Source organism: Flavobacterium anhuiense (assembly GCF_050990855.1).
Classification (GTDB): domain Bacteria; phylum Bacteroidota; class Bacteroidia; order Flavobacteriales; family Flavobacteriaceae; genus Flavobacterium; species Flavobacterium anhuiense_C.
Map to the genome: position 1 here is coordinate 2,346,157 of NZ_CP158861.1, position 18,994 is coordinate 2,365,150.

The 18,994-nt window shown below is 35.3% G+C and carries 9 protein-coding genes; 8 read left to right on the top strand and 1 reads right to left on the bottom strand.

The annotated features are described in order from the left end of the window. Position 1 precedes the first annotated feature (1 nt). Complete coding sequence (locus ABTV69_RS10450; RefSeq protein ID WP_433836091.1) at positions 2 to 1,537, top strand: RagB/SusD family nutrient uptake outer membrane protein; 1,536 nt, start codon at positions 2 to 4, stop codon at positions 1,535 to 1,537. Between the two features lie 254 nt (positions 1,538 to 1,791). Then, entirely contained in the window at positions 1,792 to 3,609 is a 1,818-nt protein-coding gene (locus ABTV69_RS10455; RefSeq protein ID WP_433836093.1) for an alkaline phosphatase, read from the top strand. 407 nt (positions 3,610 to 4,016) lie between these two features. Here the strand turns inward: ABTV69_RS10455 and ABTV69_RS10460 are convergent, their stop codons facing one another. Further along, positions 4,017 to 5,621, bottom strand: a complete 1,605-nt coding sequence (locus ABTV69_RS10460) for a class I SAM-dependent methyltransferase (RefSeq protein WP_433836095.1) — start codon at positions 5,619 to 5,621, stop codon at positions 4,017 to 4,019. 391 nt (positions 5,622 to 6,012) lie between these two features. On the opposite strand from ABTV69_RS10460, the gene ABTV69_RS10465 reads away from it, so the two are divergent. From ABTV69_RS10465 to ABTV69_RS10490, 6 genes are all read left to right on the top strand, one after another. Further along, positions 6,013 to 7,023: a LacI family DNA-binding transcriptional regulator gene (locus ABTV69_RS10465; protein WP_433836097.1), complete on the top strand. Its 1,011-nt coding sequence runs from the start codon at positions 6,013 to 6,015 to the stop codon at positions 7,021 to 7,023. 176 nt (positions 7,024 to 7,199) lie between these two features. Next, entirely contained in the window at positions 7,200 to 10,292 is a 3,093-nt protein-coding gene (locus tag ABTV69_RS10470; RefSeq protein ID WP_433836099.1) for a SusC/RagA family TonB-linked outer membrane protein, read from the top strand. Positions 10,293 to 10,303: 11 nt separating this feature from the next. Then, positions 10,304 to 11,818, top strand: a complete 1,515-nt coding sequence (locus ABTV69_RS10475) for a SusD/RagB family nutrient-binding outer membrane lipoprotein (RefSeq protein ID WP_433836101.1) — start codon at positions 10,304 to 10,306, stop codon at positions 11,816 to 11,818. 427 nt (positions 11,819 to 12,245) lie between these two features. Next, entirely contained in the window at positions 12,246 to 14,237 is a 1,992-nt protein-coding gene (locus ABTV69_RS10480; RefSeq protein ID WP_433836103.1) for a beta-mannosidase, read from the top strand. Between the two features lie 96 nt (positions 14,238 to 14,333). After that, the gene (locus ABTV69_RS10485) at positions 14,334 to 16,598 is read left to right on the top strand and encodes a GH92 family glycosyl hydrolase (protein WP_433836105.1); all 2,265 of its coding nucleotides are present in this window, start codon (positions 14,334 to 14,336) and stop codon (positions 16,596 to 16,598) included. Between the two features lie 114 nt (positions 16,599 to 16,712). Continuing rightward, positions 16,713 to 18,992, top strand: a complete 2,280-nt coding sequence (locus ABTV69_RS10490; RefSeq protein WP_433836107.1) for a GH92 family glycosyl hydrolase — start codon at positions 16,713 to 16,715, stop codon at positions 18,990 to 18,992. Positions 18,993 to 18,994 lie beyond the last annotated feature (2 nt).

Here is an 18,994-nt window from a genome sequence, read left to right on the forward strand (position 1 = left end):
AATGAAAAAAATAAGTCTTTTATTATTGAGTTTTGTGCTTTTGGTAAGCACTTCAGCTTGTGAAAGCGAACTTGATGTTGTGCCGCAAGGAGCTCCTTCAAGCGGAAATTTCTGGAAAACGCCAGCAGATGCAAAAGCGGGAGTAAATGCAATTTATGCGTTGTATTCTGATGATAATATGTACGGTCGTGGTTTCTTTTGGTTAAATAATGCCAGCGATGATATCGGAACAAAACCAAGACAAAACGCAGAAAGAATCAAAAATTTTATTGTTGACGGATCAGAATCGGATACGAAAGATATCTGGAGAATTCACTACGAAATTATGAAACGTTGTAATGACGTAATTCGTAATCTTCCAAATATCGCATTAGACGAAAGTACAAAAAACGGAATGTTGGGAGAAGCTTATTTTAATCATGCAGTAATGCATTTAGAATTGGCATACCATTATGGAGATGATCGTGCTGGAATCCCGATTCAAGACAGAGAAAATCCAACCAATGTTTACGTGCCTCGCGCTAAAAATGTAGCAGAAAATTACGCTTACATTGCAGCAGATTTAATCAAAGCAGCCGATTTATTGCCGTATTTCGATCAGCTTACGCCAGACAATTACGGGCGTGCTCACAAAACAGCTGCTTGGGCTTATTTGGTTCGTACGTATTTATATGCAAAAGATTATGACAATGCCATTAAGTATGCCAATATGATTGTGGCTAGCGGAAAACATAAATTGTTAGACAATTTTGAAGATGTATTTAAAATCAGCAACAATTGGTCTTCAGAATATATTTGGGCTGTAACTTCAAGTGCAGAAAACACTTCTTTAGGTTCTATTTTTCCTGGAGTTTGTTTAGAAGATAAAGGCTGGGGAGTTTACAACGGTTGGGGAAATTTTTATCCGACAAAAGAATTATTCGATACTTATGCTGCAAACGATAAAAGAAGAAGCGCTACGATTTTACAAAAGGGAGACAAGTTTGTTTATTTCGGAGAAACCGTAACTTTTAACGAAGGAAATCATATCGTCAGTTCAAGTAATAGAACGGGTTATCAGTTTAAAAAATATATGGAGCCGTTCAGTTATCCAAAAACTGGTTCTGGCGGAGTGGATATTCGTTATGTAAATGCGAATGGAGACAAACCTTCAACTGCTTTAAATGTGCCTCTTTTACGATATGCAGATGTCATTTTGATGTTAGCGGAAGCGAAATTAATGAAAGGTCAAAATGCAGATACAGAAATTAATATGATTCGTCACCGTGCAGGTCTTGCCGATATTTCTGGAGCAACAATGGTCGATTTAAAAAGAGAAAGAAGATGCGAGTTGGCTGGAGAATGGACAGATCGCCATTTTGATCTAGTTCGTTGGGGAGATGCAAAAGAAACATACGCAAAACCATTGCACCATTATGATGGAAGTGTAATTTATCCTGCTCGTAATTTTAATCCTGCGATTCACCACGTTTGGCCAATTCCGCCAGATGAAATCGCAGTGAGCAAAGGTGCTTTGACTCAAAACCAAGGCTGGTAAAAAATAATTTTGTTGTGTTTTTATAGTTTTTTACACTGCAGTCTTAGTCAGGAGACTGCAGTTGTAAAAAAAAGTTTTGTCATTCCGAGGAACGAGGAATCACACTCGGGATTCGACAAAGATTGGAGAAATTCTATACGGAATTTCTAGTGTGATTCCTCGTTCCTCGGAATGACAAATAGAACTTAATAAATTATAAAACCCCATTTCTAATAAAGTTACCTACAGCTTTAAAAGAATAAAAATCATTTTCGATGAAAAAAATAATCACCCTTTTTTGCCTTCAATTTTGCTTGTTCGCGCAAGCGCAAGAATACAGTTCGTCTAACATTCATTCGCATAACGATTACGAAAGCAAACTGCCCTTTTACGGAGCTTATTCTAACGAAACAGGCGTTATAGAAGCCGATGTTTTTTTAGTGAATAACGAATTGTTTGTGGCGCATACTTCTAAAGAAATTGCTGCTCATAATACACTTAAAAGCATGTATTTGGAACCGCTTTCCAACAAATTAAAAACGTTGGAAGGAAAGGCGTATCCAAGCAATAAGCCATTGATTTTAATGATTGATATTAAGTCGGATGCCGATTCGACTTTGAAAGCAATTGCACAGCAGTTAAAGACTTTTCCAGATATTGTTACGAATAAAAACATAAAAGTGGTTATTTCTGGAAACAGGCCTTTGCCATCGCTTTGGAAAACCTATCCAGATTTTATTTATTTTGACGGAAGACCGAATGAAAACTATACTCCAGATCAATTAGCGAAAGTTGAAATGATCAGCGAAGATTTGCATGAAATCACAGTTTGGAATGGAAAAGGTGTTTTGACACAACAAGATGCTGAAAAAATTCAGGCCATTATAAAAAAAGTCCACGATCAAAATAAAAAAGTAAGATTCTGGGCTACGCAAGACAACGTGAATACGTATATGACTTTGATGAATCTAAAAGTTGATTTTATCGGAACGGATAAAGTGGCTGAATTAACTCAATTTATCAATAATATTAAAACGACATTTTATCAGAATACAGAATTTCACCAAGCGTATATTCCTAAAAATAGTTTCAAGAATAAACGCCCCAAAAATGTTATTCTTTTAATTGGAGACGGAATGGGATTAACGCAAATCTACTCAGGTTACACCGCAAACAAAGGACAATTGAGTTTGTTTAATATTCCAACTCAAGGATTTTCGATCACAAAAGCGTCTGATAGTTATATCACAGATTCAGCGGCAGGAGCAACGGCAATGGCAACGGGACATAAAACCAATAACCGTTTTATAAGTGTTGACGAAAAAGGAAAACTGCTTCAGACCATTGCAGAACAATTGGCAAAGAAAAACTACAAAACGGCCATTATTTCTGCAGGAAATAGTACAGATGCAACTCCGGCTGCATTTTATGCGCATCAGCCAGAAAGAAGTTTAAGCGAACCAATTGCGAATGATTTCCTTTCAAGTCCGTCTGATATTTTAATTGGAGGAGGGCAGAAAGAATTTATTGCTAGAAAAGATGGAAAAGATTTGTCTAAAACGCTAATCGAAAAAGGATATACTTTCTCAGATAAATTCTCAAGTTTAGACACAATTAAAAACAGCAAATTTGTGGTTTTAGAAGATGCTGCAGTGGTTTCTATAAAAAATGGAAGAGGAGATTTTCTAACAAAATCTTTAGCGAAAGCGACAGCTGCTTTTTCAAAAACAAAGAATCCGTTTTTTATTATGGCTGAAGGAGCTCAAATTGATTACGGGGGACACCAGAATAATGTAGAATATGTGGTGAGAGAAATGTTGGATTTTGACAAATTGGTTGGTCAAGCAATGGAATTTGTAGATAAAAATCCAGAAACGTTATTAATCGTAACCGCCGATCACGAAACAGGCGGATTGTCTTTAATTGATGGAAGCATCGAAAAAGGTTATGTTCACGGAAGTTTCAGCACAAATGATCATACGGCAGTTCCAGTTCCTGTTTTTGCCTACGGTCCAGGTTCTGAGAAATTTATGGGAGTTTACCAAAATACAGCGATTTATGATAAAATTATGCAGTTGATTGGAGGGAAATAATTTCCTTTTGATATAAAATTCACATTAAAGGAGCATCTGAAAAAATCGCTCCTTTTTTATTAGGATATGTCGTTCCGCTGGAGCTTTTTGATTTGTGTTTTGCATTTTTAGCTATAAATATTTCGCTCTTCCAGAGCTTTTTGAAAAGTCCCAGCGGGACGAAATATATCGATCCACTGGAGTTTTTTGATTGTTATTTTGAATTTTTATCTATAAATATTTCGCTCCTCCAGAGCTATTTGAAAAGTCCCAGCGGGACGAAATATGTGTAGAAAATATTTTTAGGGTATAAAGAAATAGCCCCGTAGGGGCTAAATATATTTTCAATACATTAATTTTTTAGACAATCTTATTCAAACATAGCCCATGGTTTCAACCTTGGGAACACAAAGAGAGGTTAAACAAATCTATTTCCCTTTCAATAAATTAATGCTAACCGTTGCCGTATCAGCATCGGGAAATCTCTTGAAAATTGCTTTATCCGGAAATAATCCTGCTTCTGCGGCAATGGCATTAAAAACATCAATTTCAACAATGTACTGGTCCGAAAAACCATGTGTGGCATCGTAAGCAGTTGCGGGAGTTCTGCCTAAATTATTGGCTGTAAGTTTCGGATTTATGGTATGAAGTTCAATCAGAAGAAGACCAAATTTGCGCACATATGGCGACCATTTTTGCAAATGTTCGAGAAGATTATCTTCAACCAGATTATTGCTGATTCTTTTTCCTCTATAAGCAAACGCACCTGTTGAGGTACTGACTCTATTTTTGTTAATCTGTTTTGGATCTTGCCAAATCCTGTTGTGATCTAGAAAAGTTCTCACATTCAGAAGATCTTTCAAATCGATATTATAATTATCTTTTAAATCATCTGCCAATAAATCAGGACGTCCGATATCGCCCCAGATTACTTTTGCCCAAATATCGGCATTGATAAGATTGGCTCTTGTTACCTTCAAAGCCGTTTGATTGTAATCTGCACCAACCAAAAACAACGGATATTCGTCAAGCATTTTTCCGCGTAAAGTCTGCCTGTCGATTACTTCAAAAATATGTTGTAGAAATGCGCCATTTCCGCATCCCATATCTAAAATTCCTTTTGGCTGTTCTTCGATAGGAAGATTAAAAAGTTTGATTAGGATTTCGTCAACTACTTTAAAATAAGTGTCGTGAGCGCCGCCGCTTCCCCAAACATTCATTTCGCGATCCACATGAATTTCATTTTTGCCTTCGGCAGTTCGTAGAGCGTCGGGATTGCCAAAAATTAATTCTTCAATTTTGGCAAATGTTGGTAAATACGAAACGGTAACGCCATAAGCGCTAGCTCTTTTAGCAAAAAACAAACCAGCTTCAGTAAATTGATAATTTCCTTTTTTTTCAAGAAACCAGCCCAAATGCACAAAAAAGTCTAATATCTTTTTGAAATTTTCGGGTGATTTATGAAACTCTTCTGGTCGGAAAGAAGTTTCCATAAAATACTTATGAAACATTCCATTCATTGCCAAACGCACAATAGTTGGCCCGATCAGGTAACCTTCAATATGTTTTAAAATTTGCTCTTGAATGCTATTTTTCAGAGGATCGCTGGAAGGCTCAATTCCGTATCTGTTTTTATATTTTTCAAAAATTATATTAAGCTTTTCAAACGGCGTTTCTTCAAACAAACGCGGATGAAAATGTATGGATAATTGAAGCAGTTCGACAACATCTTCATAGAGATAAAACAGCGAAAAAGCCGTTTCAGTTTTCTCATTTACAGTAATTGCAATAACCTGTGTTTTATTATCGATTTCATATTCTAAAAACCCCTGTGAAGCCAGAACTCGCAGCCCTACGTTGAGATAACCTTCGTTAGCATTAAAAGCCGCAGTAAGCTCAGACAAGGTTGTCTGTTTTTTATTTAAGATAAATTCTAATACAGGTTTATTTTTAAGCGCTACTGCTACAGGTGCAGTAACCAAGCCGTCAAGATGCCTAAAAATGAAACTTAAAAGTTGTGATTTATCGGTCATAATGCAAAAAATGAAGGTTAGTTAAAAATAATGATTTTTTTCTTACTAATACACACTGTTTTTTTTTGCGCTAATGTTTTGTTTTTCATTTTCTGAAAAGATGTTTTTAAGGAATTTTGACTTTTTTTGGTATTTTTTTTCAGAAACGCCACAAGAAAATGATGGGTATATCGTTTAAATTTCAATTAAATCTCTATTAAAAGCGTGAAATAGGTATTAAAAGTCAAAATGACAATAACTGACTAAAATGCTTTATTTACTGAATTTTTCGTTTTATTTTAATGATAAAAAAGAGATTTATTGAAAAAAAATTTTACTAAAACGTTTTTGTAAGTTTCACTTACATATATTTGTGATGTACTAAAATATTCAACAATAAATTTTTTACCAGATGAAAAAGATTACAATAAGGGATATTGCTAAACAGGCAGAAGTTTCTATTTCTACTGTATCTTTTGTTATCAATGGAAAGGGTGAAAAAATGGCTATTAGTCCAACCGTAATTAAAAAAGTTCAAGACGTTGCGCAAAAACTGCAATATAAACCAAGCATGATTGCGAGCAGCTTGCGAACAGGCAAAACAAGATCAATCGGACTTATTGTAGAAGATATATCCAATCAGTTTTTTGCAGACTTGGCTAGAGTAATCGAAGATGAAGCCAAAAATATAAATTATAGGGTTTTCTATTGCAGTACAGGAGATGATAACAACCGTTCAGAAGAATTGGTTCAGAGTCTTTTACAGGCAAATGTTGAAGGTTTTATTATTACGCCAACGCGAAATCTGGAGAAAACAATCAGCCAGCTTTTAAAAATGCAAAAACCAGTGGTGTTAATCGATCGCTATTTTGCCAATCAAAAAGTAAGTCATGTTGTAATGGACAATTACGAAGGGTCTTATTCCGCTACCAAATTTTTGATTGACAAAGGAAGAAAGAATATTGCAGTGGTAAATAATGAGTCTGGGATGATTCAGATGAAATTGAGAGAAAAAGGATATGTTGAGGCCTTAAAAGAAGAAGGACTTTATAACGAAAAATATACGCTGCATTTAGATTATCACGCTAATGAACAAAGCCGAGTCGAGGCAATTATAAATTTCTTTACAGAAAATAAAGAAATAGATGCAGTTCTTTTTTTAGCAAACTATCTCGGACTTGCAGGACTACAAGCTTTTAGATATTTAAAATACAAAATTCCAGAAGATATTTCAGTCATCAGCTTTGATGATCATGACAGTTTCAAACTGCACACACCCACAATATCAGTAATCGCTCAACCAATAGAAGATATAGCAGTCAAGTCCATACAACTGTTAATGCGTCAGATGACCAACTTTGAAGAGTATAAAATCGAAAAAATTCTCAAAAAAGGGACTTTAATAGTAAGAGAATCAGTTTAAAAATTTTTTAACCATTTCACTAAATCGTTTTAGTGAAAACCTAGAAAACAGCTTTACTTGTACAAGCTGCTGGCTGTTATATTGAAATGAGAGTAAATTTTTTTATTAATTATTTAAAAACAAACACGTAACAACAAAACACAAAACGAAATCAAAACCAATAACCAAAAAAGCTTATGAGACAAATATTAGCAGTATTAGGAGTGATATTGCTTAGCAGTTTAAGTGCTGCCGCGCAAAATCGATTAATAACCGGCATAGTTACAGATGCAGAAAACAAAGGAATTGTTGCTGCATCAATTGAGGTTCAAGGAAAGCCCATTAGCGCTGTTACAGATGCTGAAGGCCGATTTAGAATGAATGTTCCTGAAGGTAAAGTTACCCTTAATGTTTCTTCAATAGGGTTTCAGTCGCAAACCGTTGTGCTTCAGGAAAAAGAGACTAGAGTTACTGTTGCCCTAGTTGAATCTACACAAGAATTAAAAGACGTTGTTGTAACTTCATTTGGAGTTAAAAAACAAAAGAAAAGTTTAGGTTACGCCGTAGGAGAGCTAAAAGGCGAAGACTTGACAAAAAATAAAGAAATCAATTTAGGAAATGCTTTGCAGGGTAAAATTGCCGGTGTAAACGTTTCTGCTCCCGTTACAGGACCATCTGGTTCGAGCCGAGTGGTGATTCGTGGAGCTACTTCGGCATCAGGATTGAACCAGCCATTGTATGTGGTAGACGGAATTCCGATTGACAATACGCAACAAGGAAATGCCGGAATGTGGGGAGGGGCAGATAAAGGAGATGGAATGTCTTCTTTTAACCCCGACGATATTGCTTCTATGTCTGTGCTTAAAGGTAGTGCTGCTTCTGCTCTTTATGGGTATAGAGGGTCAAATGGTGTTATCTTAATTACAACTAAAAAAGGTAAAAACGGATCGGGAATAGGAGTAGATTTCAGTACTAATTCTGCTTTTAATACGCCTGCAAGTCTTTTAAAATGGCAAGACCAATACGGTGCAGGAGCTCCAGATGCTAACGGTGTGCCTACTAGATTTACTAATTTACAAGAACTTAGAGATTCGTACTATTTTGCTTGGGGCGATAAATATGACGGAACACCTTCTTTGTCTCTTGATGGTAAGACAAGACCATATCAAGCATATGGAAAAGATAATGTGGAGAATTTCTACAGAACGGGATATTCATTCAGCAATACTTTAGCCATTTCTGGAGGAAATGAATCGACAAACTTTAGATTGTCTTTTGGAAATACAAAAGACGAATCCATTTTGCCAGAAACTACTTTTGGTAGAAATAACGTGGCTTTGAGCTTAAACTCTGCGCCTAATAAAAGAATCAGTATAGAAAGTAATGCGCAGTATATTTCTGAGAAAAGCCATAACCGTCCGTACTTAAACGATTCGCCAAGAAACCCGTCTTTCCCAACTACTTTTATGACTCCGGGAACAGACATTAGATGGATCAGTAATCCGTATGATGCAAATGGAGGCGAAGAAGATTATTTAGGAGCAAACGTATACCATACCAATCCTTATTTTGCTACAAAATCTCCTTTAAACGATGATCTTAGAAAGCGTTTTATCGGATCGGCAAAAGTAAATTACAACATTACAGATAAAATTTATGCTAAAGCTGTTATTGGTATTGATGATATTAATTATGAATATACTGAAATTGAACCTACTGGAATAAATTATAGCCCAGGCGGATCTATCGAAAACAGAATTGAAACGCGTTCTGAGGTAAATGCTTCTGGTTTCTTAGGTTACAAAGGTGATATTGCTACAGATTTTTCATTGGATGCTTTTATTGGTGCCAATCGTCAGCACAACAGATATAGTGGCATTAAAATGAAAGGAAACAATTTTATTGTTCCATTCAAATATTTCTACGGGAATACACAGCCAGACAAAACAGAAAAATTATTCTCAGAAAGTGAAGTAAACTCTCTTTTCTATTCTGCAGATCTTGGATACAAAGATTATTTGTTTTTGAGTTTAACAGGTCGTGAGGATTGGTTTTCAACTTTAGATCCGTCAAACAATAGCACTTTCTATCCTTCTGTAAGTTCAAGTTTTATTTACTCTGAAGTTATCGGCCTTCCAGAATGGATTTCTTATGGTAAAATTAGAGCAGGTTGGGGTAACGTAGGAGGTGCATTGCCAGATGCTTACGCTTTAGCTTTGACTTATACAACACCAGACGGACAGACAGATTCTTTAGGACAGCCAATTTTGGGGGTAAATGGAGAAACAATTCCAAACAGAACTTTAAAACCATACAACGTAAGTACAATCGAGTTTGGTTTTGAAAACACATTCTTCAATAATAGAGTAAGTACAGATTTAACTTTCTACAGCAAGAAAACGACAAACGATATTACTGATGCCGATGTTTCTCAAGCTTCAGGATATAGAACGACAAAAATCAACGTTGGAGAAATCTTAAACAAAGGGGTGGAGTTTGCGATTAATTTAAAAGCAGTAAAAACACCAAGTTTTTCTTGGAGTGTAGGTTATAATTTTGCTTATAACCATAGTGAAGTTTTAAATCTTTCTGATAAAATTACAACAAAAACATTAGAAGGAAACAGAGACGGTAGAGCTAACGTAGTATTAGAAAAAGGACAGCCTTTTGGAGTTATTAAAGCATACGATTATTTAAGAGATGCGAACGGAAATATCGTATTGGATACAAACGGAAGATTCTTAAGAGGAAATTTAATCATTGCTGGACAAGGTGTTGCACCAACATCGATGGGACTTTCAAATGATTTCTCATATAAAAATTTCACACTTTCTGTTTTTGTTGATGCTAAATTTGGAGGAGAAATCTATTCTGCTACCAATCAGTTAGGAACACGTTACGGATTATCTGAAATTACACTTCCAGGTCGTGAAACAGGAGTTGCAGTAAGCGGAACAGATGTTAACGGAAATCCTGTAAACACAACAGTTTCTGCCTACGATTACTGGAGAAGTTATAGTGATGTAACGTCAAACTTTGTTTACGATGCCGATTTCGTGAAGCTTAGAGCAATTTCATTCGCTTATAATTTCCCAAAAGAATATTTAAAAAGAACACCATTTCAAGCCATTAGTTTAGCATTTTCAGCACATAATTTATGGACTATTTATGACAAAGTGCCAAACATTGATCCTGAGTCAAATTACTCAAACAGTAATGCGCAAGGAATGGAAAGAGCTTCTATGCCTTTGACAAGAAACTATGGTTTTGCACTTAATGTCAAATTCTAATACTAAAAAAGATGAAAAATAGATATATCAAAATATTTTGTGTCGCAATTGTTGGTGCTTTGACATTGGCTTCATGCGATAAAGGATTCGAGGAAATGAATACGAATCCAAATGCTTTAACAGATCCAGCAGTAAAATCGATGTTTACGCTTGCTGAAATTTATGTAGACGGTCAGGATTTCTCTAATACAAGAGGAAACAATATATACGCCGCTCAGATTGTACAGCAATTTTCTTCACCTACAGGTGCGGGTTCGAAATACACCTATTCGTCTGAGTATTCAGCAGCACTTTTTGGAGAAACTTACGGAAAAGGACTAAATCAGATTTTCCAATTACTATCTGTAGTGGAAGATACACCTGAGAATACAAATATGATTCAAGCTTGTAGAATCATGAAAGTATTTTTGTTTCAAAAACTGACAGATACTTATGGGGAAGTTCCTTATTTTGAAGCAGGAAAAGGATACAATGGAAACGTTTTTTCTCCTAAATACGATACGCAAGAAGCAATTTACAACGATCTTTTAAAAGAATTGGACGAAGCTGGAACGGCGTTAGATGCAGCAAAACCTTTCGTAGGAAATGCCGATTTGTATTACCAAAGTGATGTTGCAAGATGGAAGAAACTAGCTAACTCTTTAATGCTTAGAGTTGCTATGCGTTTGTCTAAAGTAAATCCTGCGAAAGCAAAAGAATTTGTAGAAAAAGCATATGCTAAGGGAGTATTTACTTCAAATGATGACAGTTTGGTTTTGCGTCATGATGCAGGACCTCCGGGAGTTAAAACCAATCCGATTACTTCTGCATGGGTTAGAAATGATTTGAACGGTGGAGAATCGAATATTAAATTCAGTAAAACATTCATCGATTTGTTGAAAAATACAAACGATCCTCGTTTAAGAATTTACGCAAAATTAGAAGCAACAGGAGATAATAATCCAGCAAGTCAGCAAGGTTTGGCAAATGATGCAAAAGATTTTCCCGGAGGAGATAAAAAACTTTTCTCTGATCCAAATACTTCAACAGTATTGCGTTATGATGCACCAACATTAATTATGTCATATGCTGAGGTTCAGTATTTATTGGCAGAAGCAGCTGTAAAAGGATGGAACGTTGGCGGATCTGCTCAGACTTACTATGAAAATGGAGTAAGAGCGGCGATGAATATTTTGGCCATTTTTGGAGACAAAGTGCCTTTGGTTTCGCCAGCAGAATATACCACGTATATTACTACTTATCCGTTTAAATCTGGAGGAACAGAAGCACAAAAAATCGAACAGATTATTACTCAAAAATGGATTTTATTATTGTTTAATGGTTTTGAAGCCTTCTCAGAATACAGAAGAACAGGTTATCCAGTTTTAGTTCCTGTAAACGATCCGACAGGAGAAACAAAAGGAACAATTCCGAGAAGATTAATTTATGATCAGTCAGAACTGATTACAAACGAGGCTAATTATAAAGAAGCAATTCAACGTCAAGGTTTAGATTTAATGACCACAAGAATTTGGTGGGATAAATAATTTTAAAAATTTGGTTGGTTAGTTAAGAAGATAAGTCGGGTAATGAGCATACCCGGCTTATTTTTAAATCTTGTAATAATTGATCTAAAAAAGTAAGCAATTTGAAAAGTTATTTTGCAGATTCAAATGCCTCTTTTTCGCAGTAAACTAAGAGAGATTCTGCTGAAAAAGATGGATTTTATTTTCTGCATTTTTAAAAATTTCAAAAGACTTTTCAATTATTTGAATTTAAAAAACAGTCCATATCAAAACCAAAATAAAACATAGGCAGTGGTGAGAAAATATTTCTAGTTGTATTTTAGAGTTACTAACAAAGAATAAATTCTAAAGAGAAGGAATAAACTTGGTCATTTCTTTCCTTCTCTAAACTGCCAAATTAGGTACCTTTTTACTAATTTTAGAAGGTATTAAAATAGTATTTCATAAAATGAATTATCCAAAAAAACTTTTCGGTTTCATGTGCCTATTTTGGGCAAGTTTTACATCAATTGCTTTTGCGCAAAGTATTGATTTAAAAGACGATTGGACATACCGTGAAGAAAAAACACAAAAATGGTATCCAGCGACAGTTCCAGGAGAAATTCATACCGATTTGTTAAACAGTAAAGTAATAGCAGATCCGTTTTACAGAGATAATGAAGAAAAACTGCAGTGGATTGATCGCAAAAATTGGGAGTACAAAACCACTTTTCAGATTACAGCAAGTATGCTGAAAAAGAAAAACACGGAATTAGTTTTTGACGGACTAGACACTTATGCATCAGTATATGTAAACAATCAGTTGGTTTTAAAAGCCGATAATATGTTTCGTCAATGGCGTGTTGAGGTTAAAAAAGTTTTGAAATCAGGAAATAACGATTTGCGAATCGTATTTCAATCTGCACAAAATGTTGTCGATTCACTGGCGAAAAAAGATTATCCGTTTGTAATTCCAGACAATCCGCGTGCTTATGTACGTAAAGCGCAATATCATTTCGGTTGGGATTGGGGACCAAAATTCACAACCTGCGGAATATGGAAAACGCCAAGATTGGAAGCGTATGACGAAAAAACTCCTGAGAAACCTTATGTTTTAAATCGAAAAATTGAATTGATACAAGAGCCTGATAGTTTAGGAAGGTCTTTTTATTTTAAAATTGATGGAAAACCGGTTTACATGAAAGGAGCCAATTATATTCCGTCGGATGCTTTTTTGTCAAGAGTAACCAAAAAAGAATATGAAAAAATAGTTTTATCTGCCAAAGAAGCCAATATGAATATGCTTCGCGTTTGGGGCGGCGGAATTTATGAAGACGATTATTTCTACGATTTATGCGATAAATATGGAATAAACGTTTGGCAGGATTTTATGTTTGCGGGCACAATGGTTCCTGGAGATGATGCTTTTTTTGATAATGTAAAAAAAGAAGTTCAGTATCAAGTAAAGAGATTACGCCATCATCCAAGTATCGTTTTGTGGTGCGGAAACAATGAAGCTGACGAAGCCTTTAAAAATTGGGGTTGGATGAAAAGTTTCAAAATTTCGAAACAAGATTCAACTCGATTATGGAAAGATTACACGCGTTTGTTTCATGACAGTATTCCGAAATGGGTAAAAGAAGTCGATGGTAAACGTCCGTATTTAAGTTCGTCACCTTTACACCATTGGTCAAAAGCCAAAAGTATAACCGAAGGAGATAGCCATTACTGGGGAATCTGGTGGGGATTAGAAGATATCGAAAACGCTAAAACCAAAACAGGACGTTTTGTAAGCGAGTACGGAATGCTGTCTTTACCAAATTATTCGTCAGTTGAAAGTTTTACTTCAGAAGAAGATCGTCATTTATATTCTGATGTACTAAAAGTACATTTAAAAGCGGGCAAAGGTTTTGAAAAATTAGATTCTTATCTCGGCAAATATTTTATCGATGCCTCTAAAATAAAAAAGATGAATTTGGAAGATTATGCATACTTGAGTCAGTGTATGCATTATTATTCAATAAAAAATATTGTTGGCATTCACCGTTCGAAAGCGACTTATAACATGGGAACCTTAGTTTGGCAATTAAACGATTGTTGGCCTGTGGCTAGCTGGAGCATTACCGATTACGAAAATCGACAGCCGAAGGCAGCTTGGTACGCTATAAAAGAAGCTTATCGAGATGATATAAAACCAGAAATTGATCTGACACGCCCAATAAATTTAAAACTGGAAGATCCAAAAATAACTTGGCAGATAAAAGGAAATTCAATTATTATAAAAGCAGAAAAAGCGGCCAAATATATTTGTATTTCAGCCAAAGGATATAAAGGAAAATGGAGCGATAATTATTTTGATTTAGCTGCTGGCGAAGAAAAAACAATTTCTTTTGAAGGAAAAATAACGAAGTCTGAAATTAAGATTTATTCTTTATTTGAGGTTTTGGAAAAGTATGAATAAAGATGCTAAGACACTAAGATTCTAAGTTGCTAAGTTTTTTTAACTTGAATGTAAACTTAGAATCTTAGTATCTCAGAATCTTAGAATCTAAAAACAATGAACAAAAAACTAATTTTCACCGGAGTTTTAATCTTTAATCTGTTTTGTGGCAATGTTGTATTTTCTCAAAAAAAGAAAATAGAAAATACTGTAAATTATACCCAATACGTCGATCCAATTATCGGGTCTGCTGGCCATGGTCATGTTTTTGTGGGGGCTAATGTTCCTTTTGGAGCGGTTCAATTAGGTCCGGTAAATATTTTCGAAGGTTGGGATTGGTGCAGTGGTTATAACTATGCCAGTAACACGATTTTAGGTTTTACGCACACGCATTTAAGCGGAACTGGAATTGGAGATTTAAATGATATTCTGGTGCTTCCTGTAAGTGGAAAAGTCGGTTTGACTAAAGGAACAAAAGAAGATATGGTAAACGGTTACGGCTCGTATTTCTCTCATAAAAACGAAGTAACTAAACCTGGATATTACAGCGTTTTATTAGACAAATACAAAGTTAAAGCCGAATTAACGGCCAGCGAAAGAGTTGGTTTTCATAAATATACTTTTGAAAATACAAACGATTCTCACATCTTAATTGATCTTGCTGACGGAATTGGATGGGACAGACCAGTAAAAACTTTCATTAAAAAAATAAGCGAAACTAAAATAGAAGGATATCGTTATTCTACGGGCTGGGCTTCAGATCAACGCATTTATTTTGCAATGGAATTTTCTGAGCCAATTGCCAATATGGCGGTTTACGATAGTACAGCTGTATTAAAAGGAACGGAAAGAGAAGGTTTAAAAATAAAAGCAGTTTTAGATTTTAAAACTTTAAAAAACAAACAGATTTTAGTAAAAGTTGGAATTTCGCCAGTAAGCGTCGAAAATGCGTCTGCAAACATAAAAGCAGAAATTCCAGATTGGAATTTTGAAGCCGTTGTCAAATTAGCAGATTCAAAATGGAACAAAGAACTGAATAAAGTTCAAATAAAAGCAGATGAAAAAACTATGAAAGTCTTTTATACTTCATTGTATCACACCATGTTTGCGCCTTCTATTTTTAATGATGCTAATGGAGATTACAGAGGTACAAACAAAAAAGTATATGAAAAAGCCAATTTTACCAATTACACCACTTTTTCACTTTGGGATACTTACCGCGGATTGCATCCATTATACACCATTATACAGCCAGAAAAAATCAATGATATTGTAAAATCGTTTTTAGCGATTTATGAGCAGCAGGGCAGATTGCCAGTTTGGCATTTAATGGGTAACGAAACCAATACCATGAATGGAAACCATTCTATTGCCGTTATTGTTGATGCTTATTTAAAAGGATATCGTGATTATGATACCATTTTAGCCTACGAAGCAATCAAAAAAACAGCAATGCAAACGCGTGACGGAATGGATTATGTTCAAAAATTAGAATACATCCCAGCCGATAAAGTATTAGAATCAGTTGGAAATGCTTTAGAATATGCAATCGATGATTATTGTATTGCTTTGATGGCGAAATCTTTAAACAAAACAGACGATTATAATTACTTCACGAAAAGAGCCAATTTATACAAAGAGTATTTCGATAAAGAAACCACTTTTATGCGGGGAAAATTGACAGACGGAAATTGGAGAACACCATTTAATCCGCTTTCTTCGGTGCACCGTAAAGACGATTATGTAGAAGGCAATGCGTGGCAATACACTTGGTTGGTGCCTCAAGATCCGTACGGTTTAATTGATTTATTTGGCAGTGAAGAAAAATTTATCGCTAAACTGGATTCACTTTTCTTGCTAACCGATAAAGTAGAAGGCGAGGACGTTTCGCCAGATATTAGCGGTTTAATCGGTCAATATGCTCACGGAAACGAACCCAATCACCACATTCCGTATTTATATGCGTATGTCGGTCAGCCTTGGAAAACAGCAAAGTTAATTCGCGAAATAGACGATAAGTTCTATTCTACAAAACCAGACGGATTATGTGGTAACGAAGATTTAGGGCAAATGTCGGCTTGGTATATTTTATCTTCAATGGGATTCTATTCCGTTAATCCAGCAAACGGGGTTTATGTTTTAGGAAGTCCGTTAGTAAACACTGCCATTATTCATCATACAAAAGACGTTTCGTTTACAATAAATGCCGTTAATAACAGTGCTTCAAATATCTATATCCAAAAAGCAGAATACAACGGAAAACCATACACAAAATCATATATCACACAAGATATGATCGTAAAAGGCGGAGAACTAAAATTATACATGGGGAATAAGCCATCTGCAACTTGGGGAGTTAAGAAGGAAGATAGACCTCAATAATTTTAGATTTAAGATTTCTGATTTTAGATTTTTCAGCAATGTTCCTGCAAGGTTTTCAAAACCTTGTAGGTATTAAGACAAAGATTAAAAGCTTAAAGCATAAAGCAAAAAAACATGAAAATAAAGAGTTTAATTTTTTTAGGAATAATGCAGTCCTGCTTTTTTCTAAATGCACAGAATTTAGATCCTGTAGAATATGTAAATCCTTTAATGGGAACACAATCACTGCATAATCTTTCAAACGGAAATACGTATCCCGCAATCTGCAGACCTTGGGGAATGAATTTCTGGACGCCTCAAACGGGAAAAATGGGAGATGGTTGGGCCTATACTTACACAGCCGAAAAAATTAAAGGATTCAAACAAACGCATCAGCCTTCGCCGTGGATGAACGATTACGGTCAGTTTTCGATTATGCCTGTTACAGGTAAATTGGCTTTCGCCGAAGACGATCGCGCGAGTTGGTTCAGTCATAAAGCTGAGGTTTCAAAGCCCTATTATTACAGCGTTTATCTTGCCGATCATGACGTTACAACCGAAATTACAACAACGGAAAGAGCGGCGCATTTTCAGATTACATTTCCAGAAAACGAAAAATCTTCTGTTGTAATCGATGCATTCGATAAAGGTTCTTATATCAAAATAATTCCATCAGAAAATAAAATAATTGGTTACACAACACGAAACAGTGGTGGAGTTCCTAAAAACTTTAAGAACTATTTTGTTTTGGTTTTTGATAAAAAGTTCGAAACTAATTCAACTTGGCTGGATAAAGTTTTAAGCGCTGATAAATTAGAATCAGAAGGAAATCATGTTGGTGCTGTAGTTGGATTTAAAACTAAAAAAGGAGAGAAGGTAAATGTTAGAGTAGCATCCTCTTTTATAAGTCTAGAACAAGCTGAATTGAATTTGAAAAACGAATTAAGTAAATCGAATTTCGAAGAAACTGTTGCACAATCTAAAGCAGAATGGAATAAAGTTTTAGGAAAAATCACTGTAGAAGATACAAATGTAGATCAGCTAAAAACTTTTTATTCTTGCTTATACCGTACAGTTTGTTTTCCTCAGAAACAGTATGAAATTGATAAAGACGGAAAAATGGTGCACTACAGTCCGTACAACGGAAAAGTGCTTCCTGGTTATATGTACGCAGGAACTGGATTTTGGGATACTTTCCGCGCTTTATATCCTTTGTTAAATTTGGTTTATCCTTCGATAAATAAAGAAATGCAGGAAGGATTAATAAACGATTACAAAGAAGGTGGGTTTCTGCCAGAATGGTCAAGCCCAGGTTTTAGAAATGTAATGGTCGGAAATAATTCTGCTTCTGTAGTTTCTGATGCTTACATGAAAGGATTACGCGGTTATGATATCAATACTTTATACGAAGCTTTATTGCATGGAGCTAATAACGAAGGTCCGTTGGAAGCTGTTGGCAGAAAAGGAGTTCAGTATTACAACACTTTAGGATATGTTCCTTACGATGTAAACATCAACGAAAATGCAGCGCGAACTTTAGAATATGCTTATGATGATTTTACGATTTGGAAGTTAGCAAAAGCATTAAATCGTCCGAAAAAGGAAATCAGTTTGTATGAAAAACGAATGATGAATTATAAAAATCTCTATAATACTTCTGTCGGTTTAATGAGCGGACGAAATAAAGACGGAAGTTTTCCAGCCAATTTTAATCCGTTTAAATGGGGAGATGCTTTTACCGAAGGAAATAGTTGGCACTACAGTTGGAGTGTTTTTCATGACATTCAAGGTTTAATTGATTTAATGGGAGGCGAGAAAAATTTCACAGCAAAATTAGATGCTGTATTTACAACGCCACCAATTTTTGACGACAGTTATTACGGAGCGGTTATTCACGAAATCCGCGAAATGCAGATCATGAATATGGGGCAATATGCTCACGGAAACCAACCAATTCAACACATGATTTATTTGTACGATTATGCTGGAGAACCTTGGAAAACGCAATATTGGTCAAGAGAAGTTATGAATCGTTTGTACAAGCCAACTCCAGACGGTTATTGCGGAGACGAAGATAACGGACAGACTTCTGCATGGTATATTTTCTCAGCAATGGGATTCTACCCAGTTTGCCCAGGAACAGAAGAATATGTTTTAGGAGCGCCATTATTTAAGAAAACAACCTTGCAGTTAGAAAACGGAAAACAGCTCGTTATCAAGGCGCCAAATAATTCGGAAAGCAACAAATATGTAAACGAATTAAAATGGAATAATGCGCTTCATACCAAAAATTATATCAATCATTTTGATGTATTAAAAGGCGGAGAATTAAATTTTGATATGACCAATTCTCCAAATTTTAAAAGAGGAACATCAAAAGAAGCATTTCCATATTCTTATTCAACTTCAAAATAAAA